This window comes from Streptococcus mitis (genome assembly GCF_023109235.1).
In the GTDB taxonomy this organism is placed as follows: domain Bacteria; phylum Bacillota; class Bacilli; order Lactobacillales; family Streptococcaceae; genus Streptococcus; species Streptococcus mitis_DA.
Genome location: NZ_JALDUC010000007.1, coordinates 89,812 through 114,504, shown reverse-complemented (window position 1 = coordinate 114,504; position 24,693 = coordinate 89,812). Strand labels below are relative to the sequence as shown.

The 24,693-nt window shown below is 42.7% G+C and carries 26 protein-coding genes, 1 tRNA gene and 1 pseudogene; 23 read left to right on the top strand and 5 right to left on the bottom strand.

Translation table 11 applies throughout. The features are described from left to right. Together M1F55_RS05905 and M1F55_RS05900 are read right to left on the bottom strand one after the other, a co-directional pair. A pseudogene (locus M1F55_RS05905) lies at positions 1-184 on the bottom strand (IS3-like element ISSpn11 family transposase); the annotation flags it as partial. Between the two features lie 83 nt (positions 185-267). Further along, positions 268-2,112 carry an APC family permease gene (locus M1F55_RS05900; protein WP_049516019.1) on the bottom strand — a complete coding sequence of 615 codons (1,845 nt, stop codon included), beginning with the start codon at positions 2,110-2,112 and terminating at the stop codon, positions 268-270. Between the two features lie 156 nt (positions 2,113-2,268). Between M1F55_RS05900 and M1F55_RS05895 the strand changes: the two genes are divergently transcribed. The 11 genes from M1F55_RS05895 to pflA all read left to right on the top strand — a co-directional run bounded on the left by M1F55_RS05895 (position 2,269) and on the right by pflA (position 12,075). Beyond that, positions 2,269-3,042 (top strand): TatD family hydrolase, encoded by a 774-nt coding sequence (locus M1F55_RS05895; RefSeq protein ID WP_049516018.1) that lies wholly within the window; start codon positions 2,269-2,271, stop codon positions 3,040-3,042. Further along, positions 3,042-3,608 (top strand): ribonuclease M5, encoded by a 567-nt coding sequence (rnmV, locus tag M1F55_RS05890; RefSeq protein WP_247947476.1) that lies wholly within the window; start codon positions 3,042-3,044, stop codon positions 3,606-3,608. The genes M1F55_RS05895 and rnmV overlap by 1 nt, the downstream gene beginning before the upstream one ends. 64 nt (positions 3,609-3,672) lie before the next feature. Then, complete coding sequence (gene rsmA, locus M1F55_RS05885; protein WP_247947475.1) at positions 3,673-4,545, top strand: 16S rRNA (adenine(1518)-N(6)/adenine(1519)-N(6))-dimethyltransferase RsmA; 873 nt, start codon at positions 3,673-3,675, stop codon at positions 4,543-4,545. 1 nt (position 4,546) lies between these two features. Beyond that, entirely contained in the window at positions 4,547-5,425 is an 879-nt protein-coding gene (gene rsgA / locus M1F55_RS05880; RefSeq protein WP_049502264.1) for a ribosome small subunit-dependent GTPase A, read from the top strand. Between the two features lie 10 nt (positions 5,426-5,435). Then, entirely contained in the window at positions 5,436-6,092 is a 657-nt protein-coding gene (gene rpe, locus M1F55_RS05875) for a ribulose-phosphate 3-epimerase (protein WP_042750012.1), read from the top strand. Continuing rightward, the gene (locus tag M1F55_RS05870; protein ID WP_247947474.1) at positions 6,055-6,717 is read left to right on the top strand and encodes a thiamine diphosphokinase; all 663 of its coding nucleotides are present in this window, start codon (positions 6,055-6,057) and stop codon (positions 6,715-6,717) included. The genes rpe and M1F55_RS05870 overlap by 38 nt, the downstream gene beginning before the upstream one ends. A gap of 1 nt (position 6,718) precedes the next feature. Then, the gene (locus M1F55_RS05865; protein WP_247947473.1) at positions 6,719-7,975 is read left to right on the top strand and encodes a DNA recombination protein RmuC; all 1,257 of its coding nucleotides are present in this window, start codon (positions 6,719-6,721) and stop codon (positions 7,973-7,975) included. Beyond that, a complete protein-coding gene (locus M1F55_RS05860; RefSeq protein ID WP_000703198.1) occupies positions 7,965-8,906 on the top strand; it encodes a 3'-5' exoribonuclease YhaM family protein in 942 nt (313 codons plus the stop codon). Before M1F55_RS05865 ends, M1F55_RS05860 begins: the two co-directional genes overlap by 11 nt. A gap of 104 nt (positions 8,907-9,010) precedes the next feature. After that, positions 9,011-9,838 carry a pur operon repressor gene (gene purR, locus M1F55_RS05855; protein WP_247947472.1) on the top strand — a complete coding sequence of 276 codons (828 nt, stop codon included), beginning with the start codon at positions 9,011-9,013 and terminating at the stop codon, positions 9,836-9,838. A gap of 66 nt (positions 9,839-9,904) precedes the next feature. Further along, positions 9,905-11,155, top strand: coding sequence for a diaminopimelate decarboxylase (locus M1F55_RS05850; protein WP_247947471.1), 1,251 nt, complete (start codon positions 9,905-9,907; stop codon positions 11,153-11,155). Positions 11,156-11,280: 125 nt separating this feature from the next. Next, the gene (gene pflA / locus M1F55_RS05845; RefSeq protein ID WP_001288288.1) at positions 11,281-12,075 is read left to right on the top strand and encodes a pyruvate formate-lyase-activating protein; all 795 of its coding nucleotides are present in this window, start codon (positions 11,281-11,283) and stop codon (positions 12,073-12,075) included. Between the two features lie 74 nt (positions 12,076-12,149). Here the strand turns inward: pflA and yidC are convergent, their stop codons facing one another. Both yidC and M1F55_RS05835 read right to left on the bottom strand, forming a co-directional pair. After that, positions 12,150-13,076, bottom strand: coding sequence for a membrane protein insertase YidC (yidC, locus tag M1F55_RS05840; protein WP_247947470.1), 927 nt, complete (start codon positions 13,074-13,076; stop codon positions 12,150-12,152). A gap of 77 nt (positions 13,077-13,153) precedes the next feature. Next, on the bottom strand, positions 13,154-13,432 hold the full coding sequence (locus tag M1F55_RS05835) for an acylphosphatase (RefSeq protein WP_001174612.1): 279 nt from the start codon (positions 13,430-13,432) through the stop codon (positions 13,154-13,156). Between the two features lie 33 nt (positions 13,433-13,465). On the opposite strand from M1F55_RS05835, the gene M1F55_RS05830 reads away from it, so the two are divergent. The 11 genes from M1F55_RS05830 to M1F55_RS05780 all read left to right on the top strand — a co-directional run bounded on the left by M1F55_RS05830 (position 13,466) and on the right by M1F55_RS05780 (position 22,274). Continuing rightward, positions 13,466-14,206 carry a TrmH family RNA methyltransferase gene (locus tag M1F55_RS05830; RefSeq protein WP_049499185.1) on the top strand — a complete coding sequence of 247 codons (741 nt, stop codon included), beginning with the start codon at positions 13,466-13,468 and terminating at the stop codon, positions 14,204-14,206. A gap of 54 nt (positions 14,207-14,260) precedes the next feature. After that, positions 14,261-14,944 carry a Bax inhibitor-1/YccA family protein gene (locus M1F55_RS05825; RefSeq protein ID WP_042750024.1) on the top strand — a complete coding sequence of 228 codons (684 nt, stop codon included), beginning with the start codon at positions 14,261-14,263 and terminating at the stop codon, positions 14,942-14,944. A gap of 110 nt (positions 14,945-15,054) precedes the next feature. Further along, entirely contained in the window at positions 15,055-16,047 is a 993-nt protein-coding gene (gene asnA, locus M1F55_RS05820) for an aspartate--ammonia ligase (RefSeq protein ID WP_000748003.1), read from the top strand. Between the two features lie 64 nt (positions 16,048-16,111). Then, positions 16,112-16,651: a 16S rRNA (guanine(966)-N(2))-methyltransferase RsmD gene (rsmD, locus tag M1F55_RS05815; RefSeq protein WP_049492813.1), complete on the top strand. Its 540-nt coding sequence runs from the start codon at positions 16,112-16,114 to the stop codon at positions 16,649-16,651. Further along, a complete protein-coding gene (coaD, locus tag M1F55_RS05810) occupies positions 16,641-17,129 on the top strand; it encodes a pantetheine-phosphate adenylyltransferase (RefSeq protein ID WP_049492816.1) in 489 nt (162 codons plus the stop codon). Before rsmD ends, coaD begins: the two co-directional genes overlap by 11 nt. Next, positions 17,113-18,150 carry a SepM family pheromone-processing serine protease gene (locus M1F55_RS05805; RefSeq protein ID WP_247947469.1) on the top strand — a complete coding sequence of 346 codons (1,038 nt, stop codon included), beginning with the start codon at positions 17,113-17,115 and terminating at the stop codon, positions 18,148-18,150. Before coaD ends, M1F55_RS05805 begins: the two co-directional genes overlap by 17 nt. Before the next feature lie 56 nt (positions 18,151-18,206). Continuing rightward, positions 18,207-18,437 (top strand): DUF1146 family protein, encoded by a 231-nt coding sequence (locus M1F55_RS05800; protein ID WP_004260552.1) that lies wholly within the window; start codon positions 18,207-18,209, stop codon positions 18,435-18,437. A gap of 23 nt (positions 18,438-18,460) precedes the next feature. Then, positions 18,461-19,744, top strand: coding sequence for a UDP-N-acetylglucosamine 1-carboxyvinyltransferase (gene murA, locus M1F55_RS05795; protein ID WP_247947468.1), 1,284 nt, complete (start codon positions 18,461-18,463; stop codon positions 19,742-19,744). Further along, on the top strand, positions 19,737-19,925 hold the full coding sequence (locus M1F55_RS05790; protein ID WP_247947467.1) for a DNA-directed RNA polymerase subunit beta: 189 nt from the start codon (positions 19,737-19,739) through the stop codon (positions 19,923-19,925). The genes murA and M1F55_RS05790 overlap by 8 nt, the downstream gene beginning before the upstream one ends. A 38-nt stretch (positions 19,926-19,963) precedes the next feature. Next, positions 19,964-20,788 carry a DNA/RNA non-specific endonuclease gene (endA, locus tag M1F55_RS05785; protein WP_247947466.1) on the top strand — a complete coding sequence of 275 codons (825 nt, stop codon included), beginning with the start codon at positions 19,964-19,966 and terminating at the stop codon, positions 20,786-20,788. Between the two features lie 154 nt (positions 20,789-20,942). Beyond that, a complete protein-coding gene (locus M1F55_RS05780; RefSeq protein WP_247947465.1) occupies positions 20,943-22,274 on the top strand; it encodes a hemolysin family protein in 1,332 nt (443 codons plus the stop codon). 195 nt (positions 22,275-22,469) lie between these two features. On the opposite strand, the gene M1F55_RS05775 is transcribed toward M1F55_RS05780, so the two are convergent. After that, positions 22,470-22,540, bottom strand: a tRNA-Cys gene (locus tag M1F55_RS05775). 161 nt (positions 22,541-22,701) lie between these two features. On the opposite strand from M1F55_RS05775, the gene M1F55_RS05770 reads away from it, so the two are divergent. Next, a complete protein-coding gene (locus M1F55_RS05770) occupies positions 22,702-24,690 on the top strand; it encodes a peptide ABC transporter substrate-binding protein (RefSeq protein WP_045605532.1) in 1,989 nt (662 codons plus the stop codon). The last annotated feature ends 3 nt before the right edge of the window (positions 24,691-24,693 follow it).

Below are 24,693 nucleotides of genomic sequence, written 5' to 3'. Positions count from 1 at the left end.
GTTCAGGAGAATAGTAACAATTCTTTCCTTTTTTGACGAACTCTATTCCGTAACGATCAATCAATTTAATCATGTACCTAAGATTAGAATTGTTTATCCCAAATTTATTTGAAAGCTTCTCTAAGCTATATCCTTGTTTTCTAAGTTCATAGATCTGAACTTTATCATCATAACTCAATTTCATAATAAAACACCCCAAAAGTTAGATTTTTTCTGTCTAACTTTTGGGGTGCAGTACAGCTTCTTGGTTCTGGTAGGGCCTTTTATTTATTCTTTTAAGTGATAAGAGTAGCTAGCGACAACGACGTCTTGGTGCCAACGAAGGGCGTATTTGAGTTTAAGACTCATCTGATTGTGCAGGATATTTTGCCAAGGTTTATTAGGGATAAACTGGGGTACCAGAACAGTGACTGTATAGTTCTTTTTCTGGGCATCCTCAGAGATCCGTTTGACATACTTGACAGTAGGCGTGATGATGTCGCGGTAGCTGGTCTTGATGTTCTTCAGAGTAATGGTTGGGAAGTGATCGGCAAATTCTTGGAGAATTTCTTGGTCTTTCTCTGCTGTTTCCTTAGTAGAAATGTGCATGGCTAGGACTTCATCTCCGATACTTTGGGCATAGTTAATGGCTCCAACGCTGACGCGGGTAACATTTCCTACTAGGACGAGAACTAGATTGCCATCGTAGGTACGTTTTTCGATGCCTTCATAGAGACGCAGTTGTTGGGCTACTTTTTGGTAATGACTGTGAATTGCCAAGAAGAGTAGAGTGAGTACGAGAATAATCGGGAAGAAAGGCCAGATATCACTGAGACGGAAAAAGAGCAGGATCAACACGATAGCGTAGCAAATGATAGCTCCAAGGATATTGGTAAGGGCAGGTTTTAAAAAATTTGTCCCCTTTTCTTTTTTCCAATGACGAATCATCCCAGTCTGAGAAAGGGCAAAGGGCACGAAGACACCGATAGTATAAAGGGGAATCAAACGTTCGGTATTGCCATTAAAAATGAGAAGAAGAATCATAGCCCCAAAAGCCAGAGTTAAAATTCCATTAGAGTAGCCTAGCCGGTCTCCTTTTTCCATAAAGAGATGGGGCATGTACTTGTTTTTAGCCATATTGTAAGCCAGCATAGGGAAGGCCGAAAAGCCAGTATTTGCAGCTACGGCTAAAATCAAGGCTGTGGAGAATTGGAAGATATAATAGCAAAGGTGACCCAAGAAGGAATTACCAAGGATGCCTTGAGCCATTTGTGAAAGAATAGTTTCTCCGTGTTGAGGCATAATCCCCATCCAGTAGTTTAGGAAGGTGATACCAGCAAAAAGAAAACCTAAAATCAGTGACATGATGGTCAAGGTCTGAGCGGCATTCTTTTCTTTTGGAGCCTTGAAAAAGGGAACGGCATTTGAAATAGCTTCAACCCCTGTCAGAGAGGCAGATCCGCTGGTAAAAGCTCTTAGAATGAGAACGATAGACAGATTCGGTACAGCATGTCCGATAGGAGAAGTCGCCTGATAGCTGAGAGAACCTGTCGCTAGTTGAAAGATTCCATAGAGCAAGAGAAAGACAGTACTGATGATAAAGAGATAGACAGGAATCATCAGTGAACTGGCAGATTCTTTCAACCCCCGTAAGTTCAAAAGCATGAGCAAGCAAACCAGAAAAATGGAGATGTGGAGGTTGTAAGGGTGGAGGGCAGGGAGAGCTGCTGTGATAGCATCAGCTCCAGATGATACCGATACTGCCACAGTCAGCATGTAGTCAACCAGCAGACTACCTCCAGCAATCAAGCCTAGCTCGGGCGATAGATTTTCTCGAGTAACCATATAGGCCCCTCCTCCTTGAGGATAGGCGTGGATGATTTGACGGTAGGAAACGGTTAAACTAGCTAGAAGCAGGAGGACAAAAAGGCCAATAGGAAGGCTCCACCATATAGCTAGAGGAGAGAGACTAGCCAAGACGAGGACTACTTGCTCAGGTCCATAGGCAATGGAAGATAGAGCGTCGCTTGACAACATGGCTAAGGCCTGCATTTTTCCCAGCAACCCTCCCTCGCCTTCTGTTAAGGACTTAAGAGGACGACCGATAAAGGTCTGTTTTAATTTTGTAAACATGGTATTTTCCTTTTCTGAAAATTTCAATAAGTGCTATTATACTGCTTTGGAAAAATAGCGTCAAGAGACGACGATGGATTTTAGAATATTTTTTACAGATGAGGAGAGAGGGCAGTTTTTTGGTATAATAGAAGATAGAAAACGAGGTTAGAAGAGATGATTTTTGATACACATACACACTTGAATGTAGAAGAATTTGCAGGTCGTGAGGCAGAAGAAATTGCTTTGGCTGCTGAGATGGGTGTGACACAGATGAATATTGTTGGTTTTGATAAACCGACGATTGAGCGTGCTTTGGAGTTGGTGGATGAGTATGACCAACTCTACGCAACTATTGGTTGGCATCCTACAGAAGCTGGTACTTATACAGAGGAGATTGAAGCCTACTTGCTTGACAAGCTCAAGCATCCAAAGGTAGTTGCCTTGGGTGAGATTGGTTTGGATTATCATTGGATGACAGCGTCCAAAGAAGTGCAGGAGCAGGTTTTTCGCCGTCAGATTCAGTTATCTAAGGACTTGGATTTACCTTTTGTGGTCCATACCCGTGATGCGTTGGAAGATACCTATGAGATTATCAAGACCGAGGGAGTTGGTCCTCGTGGTGGCATCATGCATTCTTTCTCAGGGACTCTTGAATGGGCAGAGAAGTTTGTCGCGCTTGGTATGACTATTTCCTTCTCAGGAGTGGTGACTTTTAAGAAGGCAACCGATATCCAAGAGGCGGCTAGAGAACTTCCTTTGGACAAGATTTTGGTGGAAACAGATGCGCCTTATTTGGCTCCTGTTCCTAAACGTGGTCGCGAAAACAAAACAGCCTATACTCGCTATGTAGTAGATTTTATCGCGGATTTGCGTGGCATGACGACAGAAGAGCTAGCGGTGGCAACGACTGCAAATGCAGAGTGCATTTTTGGATTGGACAGCAAGTAATGAAAGAAAAAATTTCCCAAGTCATCGTGGTTGAAGGTCGCGACGATACGGCTAATCTCAAACGTTATTTCGAGGTAGAGACCTATGAGACTCGAGGTTCTGCCATTAATGACCAGGATATAGAGCGGATTCAGCGTCTACACCAACGCCATGGAGTCATTGTCTTTACAGACCCAGATTTTAATGGGGAGCGGATTCGTCGCATGATTATGACTGCCATTCCAACAGTTCAGCATGCTTTCCTCAAACGCGATGAAGCTGTTCCTAAGTCCAAGACCAAGGGGCGGTCTCTAGGGATTGAGCATGCCAGCTATGAAGACCTGAAAACGGCTCTAGCTCAGGTGACAGAACAATTTGAAAACGAGAATGAGTTTGACATCAGTCGTAGCGACTTGATTCGCCTTGGTTTTTTAGCAGGGGTAGACAGCCGTAAGCGCAGAGAATATCTAGGGGAGGCTCTCCGAATTGGCTATTCCAACGGCAAGCAACTCCTCAAACGCCTAGAGTTGTTTGGGGTTACCTTGGCAGAAGTGGAAGAAGCTATGAAATCTTATGAGAACAGCTAAGCAGACCCCAAATGTAAGGGGAATGTGTTACAATAGAAGTAACAGATAATAGAAAAGAGAATAGATGAGAATTGCAGATTACAGCGTGACCAAGGCAGTGCTGGAGCGTCACGGTTTTACCTTTAAAAAGTCCTTCGGGCAAAATTTCTTGACGGATACCAATATTCTTCAAAAAATCGTGGATACGGCTGAGATTGATGACCAGGTTAATGTCATCGAAATCGGGCCAGGGATTGGTGCCTTGACGGAGTTTTTGGCTGAGCGTGCAGCAGAAGTTATGGCCTTTGAGATCGACCACCGTTTGGTGCCTATTTTGGCAGATACCTTGCGTGATTTTGACAATGTGACCGTAGTCAACGAGGATATTCTCAAGGTTAATTTGGCGCAACATATCCAGAATTTTAAAAATCCTGACCTGCCAATCAAGGTAGTAGCTAACTTACCATACTACATCACGACACCTATTCTCATGCACTTGATTGAAAGTGGCATTCCGTTTAGTGAGTTTGTCGTCATGATGCAAAAAGAAGTGGCGGACCGCATTTCAGCCCAGCCTAACACTAAGGCATATGGCAGCTTGTCAATCGCTGTTCAATACTATATGACAGCCAAGGTTGCCTTCATCGTGCCTCGTACGGTCTTTGTGCCAGCGCCAAATGTGGATTCGGCCATCTTGAAAATGGTGCGCCGTCCAGAGCCGGCTGTAGCAGTGGAAGACGAGAACTTCTTCTTTAAGGTTTCCAAGGCTAGTTTTACCCATCGCCGCAAGACTTTATGGAATAACCTGACAGGTTACTTTGGCAAGACTGAAGAGGTCAAGGACAAGCTGACCAAGGCTTTGGGCCAAGCAGGCTTGTCACCAAGTGTGCGTGGGGAAGCTCTCAGCTTGACAGAATTTGCCAGTCTATCAGATGCACTTAAAGGGCAAGGACTCTAAGATGCAGGGACAAATCATTAAAGCCTTGGCTGGGTTCTATTATGTAGAGAGTGATGGCCAGGTCTATCAAACACGCGCGCGTGGGAATTTCCGTAAAAAAGGCCATACTCCTTACGTTGGAGACTGGGTAGATTTTTCTGCCGAGGAAAATTCAGAAGGCTATATCCTCAAGATTCATGAACGGAAAAACAGTCTGGTCCGTCCGCCTATTGTCAATATTGACCAAGCAGTGGTGATCATGTCTGTCAAGGAACCTGATTTTAACAGCAATTTGCTGGATCGTTTCTTGGTTCTTTTGGAGCACAAGGACATCCATCCCATCGTTTATATTTCTAAAATGGATTTGTTGGAAGATAGAGGAGAACTGGATTTTTATGAACAGACTTATGGTGACATCGGCTATGACTTTGTGACCAGTAAAGAGGAACTCCTGCCTTTATTGACAGGCAAGGTTACGGTCTTTATGGGGCAGACAGGTGTTGGGAAATCAACTCTTCTCAATAAAATCGCACCAGACCTCAATCTTGAAACAGGAGAAATTTCAGACAGTCTGGGTCGCGGGCGCCACACTACTCGAGCAGTTAGTTTTTATAATCTCAATGGGGGTAAAATCGCAGACACACCAGGTTTTTCATCCTTGGATTATGAAGTATCAACGGCGGAAGACCTCAATCAGGCCTTCCCAGAGATTGCCACTGTCAGTCGAGACTGCAAATTCCGTACTTGTACCCATACCCATGAGCCTTCTTGTGCGGTTAAGCCAGCAGTTGAAGAAGGTACCATTGCGCCCTTCCGTTTTGACAACTACCTGCAATTCCTCAGTGAGATTGAAAATCGCAGAGAAACCTATAAAAAAGTCAGCAAAAAAATTCCAAAATAAGGAGAAACCTATGTCTCAATACAAGATTGCTCCGTCAATTCTGGCAGCAGATTATGCCAACTTTGAACGTGAAATCAAACGTCTAGAAGCAACTGGGGCAGAGTATGCCCATATCGATATCATGGATGGCCATTTTGTCCCGCAAATCAGTTTTGGTGCAGGTGTGGTTGAAGCTCTTCGTCCTCATAGTAAGATGGTCTTCGACTGCCACTTGATGGTAGCTAATCCTGAGCATCATTTAGAAGATTTTGCGCGTGCGGGAGCGGATATCATCAGCATCCATGTGGAAGCAACACCCCATATTCATGGTGCCCTCCAAAAAATTCGTTCACTCGGTGTCAAGCCATCAGTTGTCATCAATCCTGGTACGCCTGTTGAAGCTATCAAGCACGTCCTTCATCTAGTTGACCAAGTTTTAGTCATGACGGTTAATCCAGGTTTTGGTGGGCAAGCCTTTCTGCCAGAAACCATGGATAAGGTTCGTGAGTTGGTTGCACTTCGTAAGGAAAAAGGCTTGAACTTTGAAATCGAAGTGGATGGCGGGATTGATGACCAAACTATTGCTCTGGCCAAAGAAGCTGGTGCGACTGTTTTTGTAGCAGGTTCCTATGTCTTTAAGGGAGATGTCAATGAGCGAGTACAAACTCTCAGAAAACAACTGGACTAAGGTTGCCGTTTTTGCAGGCGGAGACCGTGGTCATTATCGGACGGACTTTGATGCTTTTGTTGGTGTGGATCGAGGCTCGCTCTGGGTCTTGGAAGAAGACTTGCCTCTTGCTCTAGCGGTTGGAGATTTTGATTCTGTTACTGCAGAAGAGCGACAGGTGATTCAAAAACGTGCCCAGCATTTTGTTCAAGCCCGACCAGAAAAAGATGATACCGATTTGGAATTGGCTCTCTTGACCATCTTTGAGCAAAATCCTCAGGCTGAGGTTACTATTTTCGGTGCTTTGGGTGGACGTATTGACCATATGCTGGCTAATGTTTTTCTTCCTAGCAATCCCAAGTTGTCGCCTTATATGCGCCAGATAGAAATTGAGGATGGGCAAAACTTGATTGCCTATTGTCCAGAAGGGACCAGTCAGCTTGAACCTCGTTTAGACTATGACTATCTAGCTTTTATGCCGGTTCGGGATAGTCAGCTTACCATTCTCGGAGCCAAGTATGAGTTGACAGAGGAAAATTTTTTCTTTAAAAAAGTGTACGCTTCTAACGAATATATAGATAGGGAAGTTTCGGTGACTTGCCCAGATGGCTATGTGGTTGTACTGCATAGCAAGGACAGGAGGTAGGATGGAAAGTTTACTTGTTCTATTATTAATTGCCAACCTAGCTGGCCTCTTTCTGATTTGGCAAAGGCAGGATAAGCAGGAAAAATATCTGACCAAGAGCTTGGAGGATCAGGCAGATCATCTATCAGACCAGTTGGATTACCGTTTTGAACAAGCCAGACAAGCCAGCCAGTTGGATCAAAAAGATTTGGAAGTGGCTGTCAGCGACCGTTTGCAAGAAGTGCGAATCGAATTGCACCAAGGCCTGACGCAAGTCCGTCAAGAAATGACAGAGAATCTCCTCCAAACCAGAGACAAGACCGATCAACGTCTCCAAGCCTTGCAGGAATCAAATGAGCAACGTTTGGAACAAATGCGCCAGACGGTCGAGGAAAAGTTAGAAAAGACCTTGCAGACGCGCTTGCAGGCTTCCTTTGAGACGGTTTCCAAGCAACTGGAGTCGGTTAATCGTGGCCTTGGAGAAATGCAGACAGTTGCCCGCGATGTTGGAGCTCTCAACAAGGTTCTCTCTGGAACCAAGACGCGAGGGATTCTAGGAGAATTGCAATTGGGGCAAATTATTGAGGACATCATGACCCCTGCCCAGTATGAACGAGAATACGCAACGGTTGAAAACTCAAGTGAACGAGTGGAGTATGCCATCAAGTTACCCGGACAAGGCGATCAGGAATATGTCTACCTACCAATTGACTCTAAGTTTCCACTGGCAGATTATTATCGCCTAGAAGAAGCCTATGAAGCAGGTGCCAAGGACGAAATCGAACGCTGTCGTAAGTCACTCTTAGTAAGCGTCAAACGATTTGCCAAGGATATTAGGAACAAGTACATAGCACCACCTCGGACGACCAATTTTGGAGTTTTATTTGTTCCGACAGAAGGTCTTTACTCAGAAATTGTCCGCAATCCTGTCTTCTTTGATGATTTGAGACGGGAAGAGCAGATTATTGTTGCAGGTCCAAGTACCCTATCAGCCCTCCTCAATTCCCTATCAGTTGGCTTCAAGACTCTCAATATCCAAAAGAGTGCCGACCATATCAGCAAGACTCTTGCTAGCGTCAAGACCGAGTTTGGCAAGTTTGGTGGGATTTTGGTTAAGGCACAAAAACACCTCCAACATGCCTCTGGCAATATTGATGAACTATTAAACCGTCGCACTACAGCTATCGAGCGGACGCTCCGTCACATTGAGTTGTCAGAAGGTGAGCCTGCGCTTGATCTACTCCATTTCCAAGAAAATGAGGAAGAATATGAAGATTAGTCACATGAAAAAAGATGAGCTGTTTGAAGGCTTTTACCTAATCAAATCAGCTGACCTGAGGCAAACTCGAGCTGGGAAAAACTACCTAGCCTTTACCTTCCAAGATGATAGTGGCGAGATTGAAGGGAAACTCTGGGATGCCCAACCTCATAATGTTGAGGCCTTTACCGCAGGTAAGGTTGTCCACATGAAAGGACGCCGAGAAGTTTATAACAACACCCCTCAAGTCAATCAAATTACCCTTCGTCTGCCTCAGCCTGGTGAACCCAATGACCCAGCTGATTTCAAGGTCAAGTCACCAGTTGATGTCAAGGAAATCCGTGACTATATGTCGCAAATGATTTTCAAAATTGAAAATCCTGTTTGGCAACGGATTGTCCGAAAGCTCTACACCAAGTATGATAAGGAGTTCTACTCTTATCCAGCTGCCAAGACTAATCACCATGCCTTTGAAACGGGTTTGGCCTATCATACGGCGACCATGGTGCGTTTGGCAGATGCTATTAGCGAAGTTTATCCTCAGCTCAATAAGAGCCTGCTCTATGCGGGGATTATGCTGCATGACTTGGCTAAGGTCATCGAGTTGACGGGACCAGACCAGACCGAGTACACAGTGCGAGGCAATCTTCTTGGGCATATTGCTCTGATTGATAGTGAAATTACCAAGACAGTGATGGAACTTGGCATCGATGATACCAAGGAAGAAGTCGTTTTGCTTCGTCACGTCATCCTCAGTCACCACGGCTTGCTTGAGTATGGAAGCCCAGTCCGTCCACGCATTATGGAAGCAGAGATTATCCATATGATTGACAATCTGGATGCCAGTATGATGATGATGTCAACAGCTCTGGCTTTGGTGGATAAAGGAGAGATGACCAATAAAATCTTCGCAATGGACAATCGTTCCTTCTATAAACCAGATCTAGATTAATAATTTAAGAAAAATGAGCATTTTTAGGATAAGAATGTTCGTTTTTTTAGGTGAATATGGTATAATAGACAAAATGTCAAAATTAAATGGAATAGGAAATAGAAATGAAATTAAGAAGAAGTGATCGGATGGTTGTCATTTCCAACTATTTGATTAATAATCCTTATAAACTAACTAGTCTCAATACTTTTGCTGAAAAGTATGAATCTGCTAAATCATCTATCTCAGAAGATATCGTCATTATCAAACGTGCCTTTGAGGAAATCGAAATTGGTCATATCCAGACAGTAACTGGTGCTGGAGGAGGTGTCATCTTTACACCATCAATCTCAAGCCATGATGCCAAGGAAATGGTGGAGGACTTGCGTGCCAAGTTGTCAGAAAGTGACCGTATCTTGCCAGGTGGTTACATCTACCTGTCTGATTTGCTTAGCACACCAGCCATCTTGAAAAATATTGGTCGTATTATTGCCAAAAGTTTTATGGACCAAAAAATTGACGCGGTTATGACCGTAGCGACTAAGGGTGTTCCGCTTGCAAATGCAGTTGCCAATGTCCTTAATGTTCCCTTTGTCATTGTGCGCCGTGACCTGAAAATTACCGAAGGTTCAACTGTCAGCGTCAACTATGTTTCAGGTTCAAGTGGTGACCGTATCGAGAAAATGTTCCTTTCAAAACGTAGTCTCAAGGCAGGCAGCCGTGTCTTGATTGTGGATGACTTCTTGAAAGGCGGCGGAACTGTCAATGGGATGATTAGTCTTTTGCGCGAGTTCGACTCAGAACTGGCAGGCGTAGCGGTCTTTGCGGACAATGCTCAAGAAGAACGTGAAAAGCAGTTTGACTACAAGTCACTCTTGAAGGTAACCAATATTGATGTCAAGAACCAATCCATCGATGTTGAGATTGGCAATATCTTTGACGAAGATAAATAAGAGATAGAACTAAAGGTTGGAACGATTGTCCCAGCCTTTCTTTGCAAATAGAATAGAAGGAAGCATATGAAGACACCATTTATCAATAGAGAAGAGTTAGAAGCGATTGTTGCTGAGTTCCCGACTCCCTTTCACTTGTATGATGAGAAGGGGATTCGTGAGAAGGCAAGAGCAGTCAACCAAGCCTTTTCGTGGAACAAGGGCTTTAAGGAATATTTTGCAGTTAAGGCTACTCCAACCCCAGCTATCTTGAAAATTCTTCAAGAGGAAGGCTGTGGTGTGGACTGCTCTAGTTATGTAGAACTTTTGATGAGTCATAAACTGAATTTCCCTGGTTCTGAGATTATGTTCTCTTCAAACAACACACCAGAAAAGGAATACACCTATGCGCGTGAATTGGGTGTGACCATTAACTTGGATGCCTTTGAAGATATTGAACATCTAGAGAGAGCAGCAGGCATTCCAGAAATTATCTCTTGTCGTTACAATCCTGGGGGCGTTTTTGAACTGGGGACAGACATTATGGACAATCCTGGAGAAGCCAAGTTTGGTATGACCAAGGACCAGCTCTTTGAAGCTTTTGCCATCTTGAAGGAAAAAGGAGCCAAGACTTTTGGGATTCACTCCTTCCTAGCGTCCAATACCGTGACCCATCTCTATTATCCAGAGTTGGCTCGTCAGCTTTTTGAATTGGCTGTTGAAATCAAGGAAAAGTTGGGCATTTCGCTAGACTTTATCAATCTTTCTGGCGGTATTGGTGTCAATTATCGTCCAGACCAGGAGCCAAATGATATCGCCTTGATTGGTGAGGGAGTTCGTAAGGTGTATGAAGAGGTTCTTACGCCAGCAGGTCTTGGTCAGGTTAAGATTTTCACGGAATTGGGTCGCTTTATGCTAGCCCCTCATGGTGCGTTGGTCACAAGAGTTACCCATAAGAAGAAAACCTACCGTACCTATCTAGGTGTGGATGCATCAGCAGTCAACCTTATGCGTCCAGCCATGTATGGAGCCTACCACCATATCACCAATCTGACACATCCAGATGGGCCAGCTGAAGTGGTAGATGTGGTCGGTTCACTCTGTGAAAACAATGATAAATTTGCAGTGAATCGTGAACTGCCTCATACAGAAATTGGTGATTTGCTGGTTATTCATGATACAGGTGCCCACGGATTTTCAATGGGCTACCAGTACAATGCCAAACTTCGTTCTGCGGAAATCCTTTATACTGAAGAAGGCAAAGCCCGCCAAATCCGCCGTGCAGAGCGCCCTGAGGACTATTTTGCAACCTTGTATGGCTTTGGTTTTGAAGAGTAAAATGATAAGTAATTGAAAATGAAATTGAAAAACAGATTGCTTTCTAAAAAATAGGCAAAAATCTTGTTTTTCCTTCAAGTCGTGATATAATAAAACTATAAAACGTTTTCAAGGAAGGTAACGATATGTCTGAAGAAACAATTGATTATGGACAAGTGACAGGAATGGTGCATTCGACAGAAAGCTTTGGGTCAGTAGATGGGCCTGGTATTCGCTTTATTGTCTTTTTGCAGGGCTGTCACATGCGTTGCCAGTATTGCCACAACCCGGACACTTGGGCTATGGAGTCCAATAAGTCACGTGAACGGACGGTAGATGATGTCTTGACAGAGGCCTTGCGCTACCGCGGTTTCTGGGGAAATAAGGGTGGGATTACAGTCAGTGGAGGGGAAGCCCTCTTGCAGATTGATTTCTTGATTGCCCTCTTTACCAAGGCTAAGGAACAAGGAATCCACTGTACCTTGGATACCTGTGCCCTTCCTTTCCGTAATAAACCACGTTACCTTGAGAAGTTTGACAAACTTATGGCTGTCACTGACTTAGTTCTCTTGGATATCAAGGAAATCAACGAAGAACAGCACAAGATTGTCACTAGCCAAACCAATAAAAATATCTTGGCCTGTGCCCAGTATCTATCAGATATTGGGAAGCCTGTCTGGATTCGCCACGTGCTAGTTCCGGGATTAACAGATAGAGATGATGACTTGATTGAACTTGGTAAGTTCGTCAAGACCCTTAAAAATGTGGATAAGTTTGAAATTCTACCTTATCATACTATGGGTGAGTTCAAATGGCGTGAATTGGGAATTCCATATTCGCTCGAAGGGGTTAAACCACCAACAGCAGACCGCGTCAAGAACGCTAAAAAACTCATGGATACCGAAAGTTACCAAGACTATATGAAACGTGTACACGGATAAAAAAGAAGCCTGATGGAAACATCGGGCTTTTGACTTGCAAAAAGACTTAGCAAATCAGCTAAGCCTTTTTCTTCTTATCTCGAACGTTGTTTTCCAGCGTTGCGATTTTTGTGTTTTTTCTTGCTTGTGATCGCAGTTGGTTGTTCAGGGGTAACGTCTTTTCGTCCATTTGGTCTAGAGAAAGCACTTGCTTTTGGTGGGTTCTTTGCCAGTTCTTCACGGACTTTTTTGCGAAGTTTTGGACGAACGATATAGTTGACGATAAACTGTTGGAGAATCATCATGAAACCACCGACAACCCAGTAAAGAGTAACACTAGCTGGTGAGAAGAGGGAGAAGACGACAATCATGAGTGGGCTCATGTAAATCATTTTCTTGATTTGTTCTCTTTGCATTTCATCTTCTACTCCGTGAAGTGAAAGGAGCGATTGAAGATAGTAAAGAATACCAGCGAAAGCAACCAAAATCATACTTGGAGAACCTAGAGGAATTCCTAGGTAGCTTGCTTGAGCAACACCTTCAGTATGTTGGGCAGCAAAGTAGATAGCTGAGAAGAAAGGCATTTGAAGGAGGATAGGGAAACATCCTACACCACCAAACATGCTGATGCCGTGCTCTTTTTGAGCGGCAAAGAGAGCCTGTTGGGCTTCGAGTTTTTCTTCTTGAGTAGTCGCTTCCTTGAGACGCGTTTGGTGTGGCTCAAGGACGTGCTTGAGGGCGTTCATCTTTTCAGAGTGAAGCGTTGCCTTCCATGATTGGTAGATACCAAGTGGCAAGATAATCAAGCGCACGATAATGGTTACGATGATGATAGCAACCCCAAAACCAAGTCCCTTGTCATTGGCAAAGTACTTAATGGCTTCAGCCATAGGCGCTCCGATAGTATTCCAAACCAATCCTGTTGGCTGGCCTGTTGCCTTATCGACATTGACACAGCCAGTTAAGACTAGCAACATAGCCACTCCCATAGCTGAGAGTGCAAAACGTTTAATAGATTTCACTGTTTTTATTCCTTCTTTAAAAATTATACCTTTCTATTCTACTGTTTTTTTACAAAATATACAATAGTTCTAGAGACCTAATTTGCGATTTTAAAGTCAGGGTAGGGAGGAAAGTTGCTTAGTTTGACATCTAAGTAGCTGACTTTTGAAAAAGGTGTGGGTCCTTTGCGGATTTCTTGGATAAATTTTGCCATGATAGCAGATGAGTCTGCTTGGGCTAATATTTCCACTGTGCCATCGTCGTTATTCCATACCCGACCTGTGATGCCACCAATTTCAAGCGCCAAGCTGTAAACACCCCAACGAAAGCCGACTCCCTGTACCCTACCTTGGGCAATCATTCTAACCTTTTGCATACCAAACCCCTTTGATTGTGTTATAATATTTCTATGACTATTATAACCTCAAAAGCCAATTCTGTGGTAAAAAATGCCAAGAAATTACACCAAAAAAAATACCGCAAGTCTGCCTATTTGATTGAAGGCTGGCACTTGTTTGAAGAAGCTGTCCAAGCTGGAGTGACGATTGAGAAAATCTTTGCCTTAGAAAATTACCGAGATCAGTTAGCCTCGTTTCCGCAAACTGTCTGGGTTTCAGAGGATATTTTGCTAGATTTGGCGGATTCTCAGACTCCACAGGGCATTGTTGCCGTGGTTCAAAAAGAAGAAGTAGGGCAAGCTGACTTTAGTCAGGGTAAGTTCTTGTTTTTGGAAGATGTGCAAGATCCTGGTAATGTAGGAACCATTATTCGGACTGCGGATGCAGCAGGTTTTACTGGAGTGATTGTTTCAGATAAGTCGGCAGATATCTACAGTCTCAAGACCCTACGTTCTATGCAAGGCAGTCATTTTCATCTGCCTATTTACCAGATGTCGAGTCAAGCACTTCTTAAGGAAACCAAAGAGGCAGCTATCCCAGTGCTAGCAACAACCTTATCTAAAGTTTCTGTTGATTACAGAGAACTGCCTCCTATAGAAAATTTTGTACTAGTCATGGGAAATGAGGGGCAAGGAATTAGTTCCCTTATGGCTGAAAGTGCAGACCAGTTGGTCCACATTAGTATGAAGGGGCAGGCGGAGAGTCTCAATGTTGCCGTTGCAGCTGGTATTTTAATTTTCCATTTAAGCTAATTTTAACTTTCTTTGTTATAATCAAGGAAAGATGTTCATAGAAAAGGAGAAAAGATGAATCACACTATTATTCACGACCGCGCAGGTCTCAATCAATTTTATGCTAAGGTTTATGCCTTTGTTGGTCTGGGGATCGGACTATCCGCTTTAGTATCAGGTCTTATGTTGACCGTCTTTCAGTCTCAGTTGGTTTACTTTTTGATGCAGGGACGTCTCTGGTTGACCATTGCAACCTTAGCAGAGCTAGCTCTGGTCTTTGTTGCCAGCAGTATGGCTTCGAAGAATAGTCCAGCGGCTCTTCCAGTATTTTTACTTTACTCAGTATTAAACGGCTTTACCCTCAGTTTTGTGGTGGCCTTCTATACTCCAGGTACAGTTTTATCTGCCTTTGTATCAAGCGCCCTTCTCTTCTTTGTTATGGCGGCAGTCGGTATGTTCACCAAGAAAGATTTGAGTGGCCTTGGTCGGGCTATGATGGCGGCTCTTATCGGTTTGTTGATTGCTATGGTAGTCAATATTTTCTTGGCTAGCGGTTTCTTTGATTATATGATTAGCGTAGCCATGGTCTTGGTCTTCTCTGGTCTGATTGCTTGGGACAACCAAAGAATTCGCTATGCATATGAGCAATCACAAGGTCGTGTAGAGACAGGTTGGGTTGTGTCAATGGCTCTCAGTATCTATCTTGATTTTATCAATCTTTTCCTAAGTATTCTACGTATCTTCGGTCGCAATGACTAAAGGTCCCTAACATCAGTGTTCGAAGGAGCACTGATTTTTTTATATTTGGTCTTTTCTTTTCTTGGAAATAGGTGTATAATGCTTTTAATTAATTTTTTGAGGAGTAGTTTATGAAGAAAAGTTTTATTCACCAACAAGAAGAAATTTCCTTTGTCAAAAACACTTTTACCCAGTATTTAAAAGACAAACTAGAAGTTGTCGAAGTTCAAGGTCCTATCTTGAGTAGGGTCGGTGACGGGATGCAGGACAACTTATCAGGTGTGGAGAATGCCGTATCGGTCAAGGTTCTCCAAATCCCTGATGCTACTTATGAAGTGGTGCACTCCCTTGCCAAATGGAAACGCCACACTTTGGCTCGTTTTGGTTTCGGTGAAGGTGAAGGTCTTTTCGTCCACATGAAGGCCCTTCGTCCAGACGAAGATTCGCTTGATGCGACCCACTCTGTTTATGTTGACCAGTGGGACTGGGAGAAAGTTATCCCAAATGGTAAACGTAATATCGCTTATCTAAAAGAAACAGTTGAGAAGATTTACAAGGCTATTCGTCTTACTGAGCTAGCTGTTGAAGCCCGCTATGACATCGAATCAATCTTGCCAAAACAAATCACTTTTATCCACACAGAAGAGTTGGTAGAACGCTACCCAGATTTGACACCAAAAGAGCGTGAAAATGCTATTTGTAAAGAATTTGGAGCAGTATTCTTGATCGGTATCGGTGGTGAATTACCAGACGGTAAACCGCACGATGGACGTGCACCAGACTACGATGACTGGACAAGTGAGTCTGAAAATGGTTACAAGGGTCTAAATGGTGATATTCTTGTTTGGAATGAGTCTCTGGGGGGAGCCTTTGAGTTGTCTTCTATGGGAATCCGTGTAGATGAAGAAACGCTTCGTCGTCAGGTTGCCATTACAGGTGATGAAGACCGCTTGGAATTGGAATGGCACAAGGCTTTGTTGAATGGTCTATTCCCATTGACAATCGGTGGAGGAATTGGACAATCTCGGATGGCCATGTTCCTACTTCGCAAGAAACACATCGGAGAAGTGCAAACAAGTGTTTGGCCTCAAGAAGTCCGCGATACTTACGAAAATATTTTGTAGAGAATCGAACCGCAAGGTTCGGTTTTCTTTCTCTTTTCGCCCATAATTTGGTATAATAAACGGTATGAAAATCGTATCAGGAATCTATGGGGGACGTCCCCTCAAGACACTAGAAGGAAAGACGACAAGACCTACTTCGGATAAGGTTAGGGGAGCTATTTTTAACATGATTGGTCCCTACTTTGAAGGTGGACGAGTCTTGGACCTTTATGCAGGTAGTGGTGGTTTATCTATCGAGGCAGTATCGCGTGGCATGGCCAGTGCTGTTTTGGTGGAGAGAGATCGTAAAGCTCAGGCTATCGTGGCTGAAAATATTCAGATGACCAAGGAAGTTGGAAAATTTCAACTCCTCAAGATGGATGCAGAAAGGGCATTGGAACAGGTATCTGGCGAATTCGACCTCATTTTCTTAGACCCTCCTTACGCCAAGGAACAAATCGTAGCAGATATTGAAAAAATGGCTGAGAGAGCGCTTTTTTCTGAAGATGTCATGGTCGTGTGTGAGACGGATAAAGCCGTTGAGCTTCCAGAAGAAATTGCCTGCCTGGGTATCTGGAAGGAAAAAATTTATGGAATTAGTAAGGTGACAGTATATGTCAGATAAGATTGGCTTATTCACAGGCTCATTTGATCCGATGACAAATGGGCATCTGGATATGATTGAACGGGCGAGCAGACTTTTTGATAAGCTCTATGTCGGTATTTTTTTTAATCCCCACAAACAAGGATTTTTCCCTCTTGAAAATCGTAAACGGGGGTTAGAAAAGGCTGTGAAACATTTGGGAAATGTTAAAGTTGTGTCTTCTCATGATGAATTGGTAGTTGATGTCGCAAAAAGACTGGGGGCAACTTGCCTAGTGCGGGGTTTGAGGAATGCAGCGGATTTGCAATATGAAGCCAGTTTTGATTACTACAACCATCAGCTGTCTCCTGATATAGAGACAATTTATTTACATAGCCGACCTGAACATCTCTATCTCAGTTCATCCGGTATTAGAGAGCTATTGAAGTTTGGTCAGGATGTTGCCTGCTATGTTCCTGAGAGTATTTTGGAGGAAATAAGAAATGAAAAAAAAGATTAGATGGCCCTTATATGTCATTGCGGCCTTGATTGTGACTTTCTTGGCATTTGTAGTGCCCTTGCCCTATTATATAGAGGTTCCAGGTGGTTCGGAAGATATTCGCCAAGTCCTTAAAGTCAATGACACAGAAGATAAGGAAGCTGGTGCCTATCAATTCGTTACGGTTGGTGTCCAGCACGCTACTTTAGCCCATATGATTTATGCTTGGTTGACGCCTTTTACAGATATTCGTAGTGCCCAGGAGACTACAGGTGGTTCTTCCGATGTTGAATTTATGCGGATCAATCAATTCTACATGCAGACATCGCAGAATATGGCTAAGTATCAAGGGCTAAAAACAGCTGGTAAGGATATTGAACTAAAATATCTTGGGGTTTATGTTTTGACTGTGACGGATAATTCGACCTTTAAAGGGATTCTCAACATCTCTGATACGGTCACAGCAGTCAATGATCAGACATTCGACAGTTCCAAAGACTTGATTGATTACGTCAATTCTCAAAAACTAGGGGACTCCGTCAAGGTGACCTATGAAGAGGATGGGCAAACCAAGTCTGCAGAAGGTAAGATTATTACCTTGGAAAATGGCAAAAATGGAATTGGAATTGGCTTGATTGACCGTACAGAAGTGACCAGTGATGTCCCAATTCGCTTTTCAACAGCTGGTATCGGCGGTCCAAGTGCTGGTCTCATGTTTAGTCTGGCTATCTATACCCAAATAGCTGACCCTAGTCTTCGTAATGGCCGTATTGTTGCCGGTACAGGTACCATTGACCGTGATGGTAATGTGGGGGATATTGGAGGTATTGATAAAAAGGTTGTAGCCTCGGCTAGAGAAGGTGCCGCGATTTTCTTTGCCCCTGATAACCCTGTTAGCGAAGAAGAACAAAAAGCGCATCCGGATGCGAAAAACAACTACCAAACAGCCTTAGAAGCGGCCAAAACAATCAAGACAGATATGAAAATCGTGCCAGTTAAAACCCTACAAGATGCAATTGATTACTTGAAAAACAATCCCTAGTTTTAAGTTAAGTTTCCAAACTAGCGCACAAACAGAGAAGATGGTATAATAGTCAAATGGTTCAATTATTATTCACTCTAAGCAGTCATATGCTCTTTATTTATGTGAGTTTTTACCTTTTAAAGAATCTTGTTAGATGGGAAAAGGTTTTAAAAGTGACAACTGAGAATACAGGAAAAGTTCGTTTACTAGTAGCCTTTTTCAGCATTGTAATGGGCTACATCATGAGTTCTTTCTTTATCAGCCTATATCAGTTGTGGCAAGAAGCGCTTAGAGGATTATTATAAAATCAAATGTAAAGGAAATAGGTATGGAAAAAATTGTGGTTCAAGGTGGCGATAATCGTCTGGTAGGAAGTGTTACGATCGAAGGAGCGAAGAATGCAGTCTTACCTTTGTTGGCAGCGACTATTCTAGCAAGTGAAGGAAAGACCGTCTTGCAGAATGTTCCTATCTTGTCAGATGTTTTCACTATGAATCAGGTGGTTCGTGGTTTGAATGCCAAGGTGGATTTTAATGAAGAAGCTCATCTTGTTGAGGTGGACGCGACTGGCGATATCACTGAGGAAGCTCCTTACAAGTATGTCAGCAAGATGCGTGCATCTATCGTTGTCTTGGGACCAATTCTTGCTCGTGTAGGTCATGCCAAGGTATCCATGCCAGGTGGTTGTACGATTGGTAGCCGCCCTATTGATCTTCATTTGAAAGGTCTGGAAGCCATGGGGGCTAAGATTAGTCAGACAGCTGGTTACATCGAAGCCAAGGCTGATCGCTTGCATGGCGCTCATATCTACATGGACTTCCCGAGTGTTGGTGCTACGCAGAACTTGATGATGGCAGCGACTCTAGCTGATGGGGTGACAGTGATTGAAAATGCTGCGCGTGAGCCTGAGATTGTTGACCTAGCTATTCTCCTCAATGAAATGGGAGCTAAGGTCAAAGGTGCTGGTACAGAGACCATTACCATTACCGGTGTTGACAAACTTCATGGTACGACTCACAATGTAGTCCAAGACCGTATCGAAGCAGGAACCTTTATGGTAGCTGCTGCAATGACTGGTGGTGATGTCTTGATTCGAGACGCTGTCTGGGAGCACAACCGTCCCTTGATTGCCAAGTTGCTTGAAATGGGAGTGGAGGTGACAGAGGAGACTGAAGGAATTCGCGTTCGCTCTCAGCTAGAAAATCTAAAAGCTGTCCATGTGAAAACCTTGCCCCACCCAGGATTTCCAACAGATATGCAGGCTCAATTTACAGCCTTGATGACCGTCGCAAAAGGGGAATCAACTATGATAGAGACAGTTTTTGAAAATCGTTTCCAACATCTAGAAGAAATGCGTCGCATGGGCTTGCACTCTGAGATTATCCGTGATACAGCTCGTATTGTTGGTGGACAGGCTTTGCAGGGAGCAGAAGTTCTTTCAACTGACCTTCGTGCCAGTGCAGCCTTGATTTTGACAGGTTTGGTAGCACAAGGAGAAACCGTGGTTGGTAAATTAGTCCACTTGGATAGAGGTTATTACCGTTTCCATGAGAAGTTGGCGCAGCTAGGTGCTAAGATTCAGCGGATTGAGGCAAGTGATGAAGATGAATAAGAAATCAAGCTACGTAGCCAAGCGTTTACTTTTAGTTATCCTAGTACTGATTTTAGGCGTTCTAGCCCTAGGAATCGGTCTAATGGTAGGTTATGGAATCTTGGGAAAGGGTCAAGATCCGTGGGCTATCCTGTCTCCAGCAAAATGGCAGGAATTGATTCATAAATTTACAGGAAATTAGGCTGGGAGACCAGCCTTTTTATAAAGATAAGGAGAAATATGAACAAAAAAACAAGACAGACACTAATCGGACTGCTAGTGTTATTGCTTTTGTCTGCGGGAAGCTATTATATCAAGCAGATGCAGTCGACAGCTAATAGTCCTAAAACAAAGGTTAGTCAGAAAAAACAAGCGTCTGAAGCTCCTAGTCAAGAATTGGCAGAGAGTGTCTTAACAGACGCAGTCAAGAGTCAAATAAAAGGGAGTCTGGAGTGGAATGGCTCAGGTGCTTTTATCGTCAATGGTAATAAAACAAATCTAGATGCCAAGGTTTCAAGTAAGCCCTACGCTGATAATAAAACAAAGACAGTGGGCAAGGAAACAGTGCCAACCGTAGCAAATGCCCTCTTGTCTAAGGCTACTCGTCAGTACAAGAATCGTGAAGAAACTGGGAACGGTTCGACTTCTTGGACTCCTCCAGGCTGGCATCAGGTCAAGAATCTAAAGGGTACTTATACCCATGCGGTCGATAGAGGTCATTTGTTAGGCTATGCCTTAATCGGTGGCTTGGATGGTTTTGATGCCTCGACAAGCAATCCTAAAAACATTGCTGTTCAAACAGCCTGGGCAAATCAGGCGCAAGCCGAGGATTCGACTGGTCAAAACTACTATGAAAGCATGGTACGTAAGGCCTTGGATAAAAACAAGCGTGTCCGTTACCGTGTAACCCTTTACTACGCTTCGAACGAGGATTTAGTTCCTTCAGCTTCACAGATTGAAGCCAAGTCTTCAGATGGAGAATTGGAATTCAATGTTCTAGTTCCCAATGTTCAAAAAGGACTTCAACTGGATTACCGAACTGGAGAAGTGACTGTTACTCAGTAAAATACAAAATAAACTCCTATGTCACATGTGGATATAGGGGTTCTTTTTTGGACAATTTAAGTAGAACTAGAATAGATACTGAGAAAAAATAATATGTACTGGACTATATTTTGTGATATAATAAAGGATAAGATACTATTTTAGGAGAAGAACTATGGAAGACCCAAGTAGTCAGAATTTGTTGCTACAATTTGTTTTATTGTTTATCTTGACGGTGTTAAATGCTTTTTTCTCAGCCACAGAAATGGCCATGGTTTCACTTAACCGTGCGCGGGTTGAACAAAAGGCAGAAGAAGGAGATAGACGCTATATCCGTCTGCTGAAGGTACTAGAAAATCCTAACCACTTTTTATCAACCATTCAAGTAGGGATTACCCTAATTACGATCTTATCAGGGGCGAGTTTGGCAGACACTCTGGGACGAGAAATTGCATCTTGGCTTGGAAATGGCGAAACATCTTATGCCGTTGCAAGTTTTCTATCTTTAGCATTTTTGACTTATATTTCCATCGTTTTTGGGGAATTGTATCCTAAGAGAATCGCTCTTAATCTAAAGGATGCCTTGGCGATTCGTACAGCGCCAGTTATCATTGGGCTTGGGAAACTAGTTAGTCCCTTTGTTTGGCTCTTGTCTGCATCTACCAATCTCTTGAGTCGCTTGACTCCTATGACCTTTGACGATGCTGATGAAAAAATGACCCGTGATGAAATTGAGTACATGCTGACAAATAGTGAAGAAACACTAGATGCTGACGAAATTGAAATGTTACAGGGGATTTTTTCACTGGACGAATTAATGGCCAGAGAAGTCATGGTTCCTCGAACGGATGCCTTTATGGTCGATATTCAGGATGATAGTCAAACCATCATCCAAAGTATTTTAAAACAAAATTATTCTCGTATCCCTGTCTATGATGGAGACAAGGATAACGTGATTGGGATCATTCACACCAAGAGTCTCCTCAAGGCGGGCTTTGTGGACGGTTTTGACAATATTGTTTGGAAGAAAATTTTACAAGATCCACTCTTTGTACCTGAAACTATTTTTGTGGATGACTTGCTAAAAGAACTGCGAAATACCCAAAGACAAATGGCAATCTTGCTGGATGAATACGGTGGGATGGCTGGTTTGGTGACACTTGAAGACCTCTTAGAGGAAATCGTTGGGGAAATCGATGACGAAACAGATAAGGCTGAAATCGAAGTTCATCAAATCGGAGAAGATACTTATATCGTTCAAGGTACCATGAATCTCAATGATTTTAATAGCTACTTTGATGTTGAGCTGGAAAGTGATGACGTTGATACCATCGCTGGTTATTATTTGACAGGAATTGGGAGTATTCCAACGACTGAGAAACTCAGCTATGAATTGGTCAGCCAAAACAAACAGCTTATCCTAACCAATGATAAAGTGAAAAATGGACGTGTTACCAAGGTAAAAGTCCAGATCACAGAAGTCGAAATAGAAGAAGAAACAGAGTAAATTAGAGGCTTTTGTCATCATGAGTGACAAAGCTTTTTTCAGTTGTTTTAAAAGGGAATAGTATCCTCGAAAAACTCAGCCCCAACCTTGCCCCAAAAGTTTTTTAAAGTTATACGTATTTATTCGAGGAAAAAGAAAAAAGCCCTTTAAATTGGGCTTTCTGTCTTGATAAATTCCGATAAATTCGGTATTGAAAGGCGGTAGACGGATTTGAACCGACGATCAAGCTTTTGCAGAGCCGTGCCTTACCACTTGGCTATACCGCCTTAACGTTTATTATTATACCTTGAAAATGATTTTCAGTCAATAGCTTTTTCAGATTTTTTGTATCAATAAGCCTAAATATTCTGAAAATTCGTTTACTTTTCTTGAAATCTATGATATAATTGATGATAACCTATACTTTATTTATAAGAGGAGTAAATAAATGAAAAAAAGTCAAGTGCTTGCTGTAGCGGGAGCTACCTTATTAGCGTCAGGAGTTCTAGCTGCGTGTTCAAACACTAGTTCAAATAATGCTAAACTAGCAAAAGATTACCAATATGTTTATCAAACAGATCCAGAAACCTTGGATTATATCGTCAGCAATATCGATTCAACATCATTCGTCACAACAAATGCTGTAGATGGTTTGTTGGCTAATGATAAATATGGTAACCTGGTTCCTTCTATTGCTGAATCATGGACAGTTTCAAAAGATGGTTTGACTTATACCTATAAAATCCGTAAGGATGCTAAATGGGTGACAGCAGAGGGAGAAGAATACGCTCCTGTAACTGCTAAAGACTTCGTTACTGGTTTGAAACACGCCGTAGATGGAAAATCAAAAGGACTTTCAATCGTTAGCTCTTCTATTAAGGGATTAGAAGCCTATATCAAGGGTGAAACAAGCGATTTTTCAACCGTTGGAGTAAAAGCGCTTGATGATCAAACACTAGAATATACTTTGAACCAGCCAGAAACTTTCTGGAATGACAAGACCACTAGTGGTATTTTGATGCCGGTTAATGAAGAATTCTTAACTTCAAAAGGGGAAGGTTTTGGTGCCCCAACCGATGCTAACTCTATTCTTTATAACGGTCCATTTGTCTTAAAATCTGTAACTCCAAAATCATCTATCGAGATGGCTAAAAATGATGCTTACTGGGACAAAGAAAATGTAAAAATTGAGAACGTTAAGTTCACTTTCTGGGATGGTAAGGACCAAGATGTGATTGCTAAAGGTTTTGCCGATGGTCAATATAGCAAGGCCCGTATCTTCCCTACAAGTTCTACATATGAAAAATATGCAGCTGACTTTAAAGATAACATTTACTTTAATGAACCAGGTGCGGGTGTTGCAACTGTCAGCTTGAATTATGGCCGTACAACCTATAACCACACTGCCAAAACAAGTGATGCTCAAAAGACATCTACTCAGAAAGCATTGCTAAACAAGGAATTCCGTCAAGCCTTGAACTTTGCTGTCGATCGCAATTCTTACTCAGCTCAAACAAATGGTACTGATGGAGCTGCAGTAGCCATCCGTAATACGTTTGCACCTTATAATCTTCAAGTTGGTAAGAAAACATTTGGTGAATTGGTACAAGATAGCTTGGCTAAGACAAATTCTTCTACTTGGTCAAACGTGTCTCTAGCAGATTCTCAAAATGGACTTTACAATGAAGAAAAAGCGAAAGAAGTCTTTGCTAAAGCAAAATCAAGCCTACAAGCTGAAGGTGTTGAATTCCCAATCCACTTGGATGCCTTGGTTATCCAAGAATCAACAGCGGTTGTAAACCGTGTTCAATCATTGAAACAATCAATTGAAAAAGTATTGGGTTCAGATAATGTTGTTGTAGACTTACAACAAATGACTCAAGCAGAAGCTTTACCAATTTCATTTAGCGCTCCAACAGCTAAAGAGCAAGACTGGGATATCCATACCTTGCTAGGATGGAACCCTGACTATCAAGATCCTTCTACTTTCTTGGATCAATTCGTCCTTAAGGGAGGAAGCACTCGTCTTTACCTTGGTATTGACCAAAACACAGATGCATCAGTAGTAAGCAAACTTGGTTTAGCTGACTATGGAAAATTACTTGATGACGCAAACAGCGAAAACCAAGATGTTCAAAAACGTTATGAAAAATACGCGGTGGCACAAGCTTGGTTGACTGACAATGCTTTGACAATTCCAGTAATGGCTTCTCCAAAAGAAACAGCCGTTTCATATGTTTCAAAAGTTCTACCATTTAGCTCTTCATATTCAGTAGCCGGCCTTAAAGGTGAAAATTCAGGATACTTGAAGTACACTGAAGTTGGTGAAAAAGCAATCACCAAAGAAGAGTATGAAAAAGCTCGTGAAAAATGGTTGAAAGAAAAGACTGAGTCAAACGAGAAAGCTCAAAAAGAATTGGCAAGTCATGTGAAGTAAATA

What these genes read in the sequence shown, in the direction of transcription:
- M1F55_RS05830 (WP_049499185.1), top strand. Translation starts at nt 13,466, where the DNA reads ATGACTATTATAACCTCAAAAGCCAATTCTGTGGTAAAAAATGCCAAG.
- M1F55_RS05825 (WP_042750024.1), top strand. Translation starts at nt 14,261, where the DNA reads ATGAATCACACTATTATTCACGACCGCGCAGGTCTCAATCAATTTTAT.
- M1F55_RS05835 (WP_001174612.1), bottom strand. Translation starts at nt 13,432, where the DNA reads ATGCAAAAGGTTAGAATGATTGCCCAAGGTAGGGTACAGGGAGTCGGC.
- murA (WP_247947468.1), top strand. Translation starts at nt 18,461, where the DNA reads ATGGAAAAAATTGTGGTTCAAGGTGGCGATAATCGTCTGGTAGGAAGT.
- M1F55_RS05800 (WP_004260552.1), top strand. Translation starts at nt 18,207, where the DNA reads ATGGTTCAATTATTATTCACTCTAAGCAGTCATATGCTCTTTATTTAT.
- M1F55_RS05850 (WP_247947471.1), top strand. Translation starts at nt 9,905, where the DNA reads ATGAAGACACCATTTATCAATAGAGAAGAGTTAGAAGCGATTGTTGCT.
- purR (WP_247947472.1), top strand. Translation starts at nt 9,011, where the DNA reads ATGAAATTAAGAAGAAGTGATCGGATGGTTGTCATTTCCAACTATTTG.
- asnA (WP_000748003.1), top strand. Translation starts at nt 15,055, where the DNA reads ATGAAGAAAAGTTTTATTCACCAACAAGAAGAAATTTCCTTTGTCAAA.
- pflA (WP_001288288.1), top strand. Translation starts at nt 11,281, where the DNA reads ATGTCTGAAGAAACAATTGATTATGGACAAGTGACAGGAATGGTGCAT.
- M1F55_RS05805 (WP_247947469.1), top strand. Translation starts at nt 17,113, where the DNA reads ATGAAAAAAAAGATTAGATGGCCCTTATATGTCATTGCGGCCTTGATT.
- M1F55_RS05770 (WP_045605532.1), top strand. Translation starts at nt 22,702, where the DNA reads ATGAAAAAAAGTCAAGTGCTTGCTGTAGCGGGAGCTACCTTATTAGCG.
- rsmD (WP_049492813.1), top strand. Translation starts at nt 16,112, where the DNA reads ATGAAAATCGTATCAGGAATCTATGGGGGACGTCCCCTCAAGACACTA.
- rpe (WP_042750012.1), top strand. Translation starts at nt 5,436, where the DNA reads ATGTCTCAATACAAGATTGCTCCGTCAATTCTGGCAGCAGATTATGCC.
- endA (WP_247947466.1), top strand. Translation starts at nt 19,964, where the DNA reads ATGAACAAAAAAACAAGACAGACACTAATCGGACTGCTAGTGTTATTG.
- coaD (WP_049492816.1), top strand. Translation starts at nt 16,641, where the DNA reads ATGTCAGATAAGATTGGCTTATTCACAGGCTCATTTGATCCGATGACA.
- M1F55_RS05780 (WP_247947465.1), top strand. Translation starts at nt 20,943, where the DNA reads ATGGAAGACCCAAGTAGTCAGAATTTGTTGCTACAATTTGTTTTATTG.
- rsgA (WP_049502264.1), top strand. Translation starts at nt 4,547, where the DNA reads ATGCAGGGACAAATCATTAAAGCCTTGGCTGGGTTCTATTATGTAGAG.
- M1F55_RS05860 (WP_000703198.1), top strand. Translation starts at nt 7,965, where the DNA reads ATGAAGATTAGTCACATGAAAAAAGATGAGCTGTTTGAAGGCTTTTAC.
- M1F55_RS05865 (WP_247947473.1), top strand. Translation starts at nt 6,719, where the DNA reads ATGGAAAGTTTACTTGTTCTATTATTAATTGCCAACCTAGCTGGCCTC.
- M1F55_RS05870 (WP_247947474.1), top strand. Translation starts at nt 6,055, where the DNA reads ATGAGCGAGTACAAACTCTCAGAAAACAACTGGACTAAGGTTGCCGTT.
- M1F55_RS05900 (WP_049516019.1), bottom strand. Translation starts at nt 2,112, where the DNA reads ATGTTTACAAAATTAAAACAGACCTTTATCGGTCGTCCTCTTAAGTCC.
- rsmA (WP_247947475.1), top strand. Translation starts at nt 3,673, where the DNA reads ATGAGAATTGCAGATTACAGCGTGACCAAGGCAGTGCTGGAGCGTCAC.
- M1F55_RS05895 (WP_049516018.1), top strand. Translation starts at nt 2,269, where the DNA reads ATGATTTTTGATACACATACACACTTGAATGTAGAAGAATTTGCAGGT.
- rnmV (WP_247947476.1), top strand. Translation starts at nt 3,042, where the DNA reads ATGAAAGAAAAAATTTCCCAAGTCATCGTGGTTGAAGGTCGCGACGAT.
- M1F55_RS05790 (WP_247947467.1), top strand. Translation starts at nt 19,737, where the DNA reads ATGAATAAGAAATCAAGCTACGTAGCCAAGCGTTTACTTTTAGTTATC.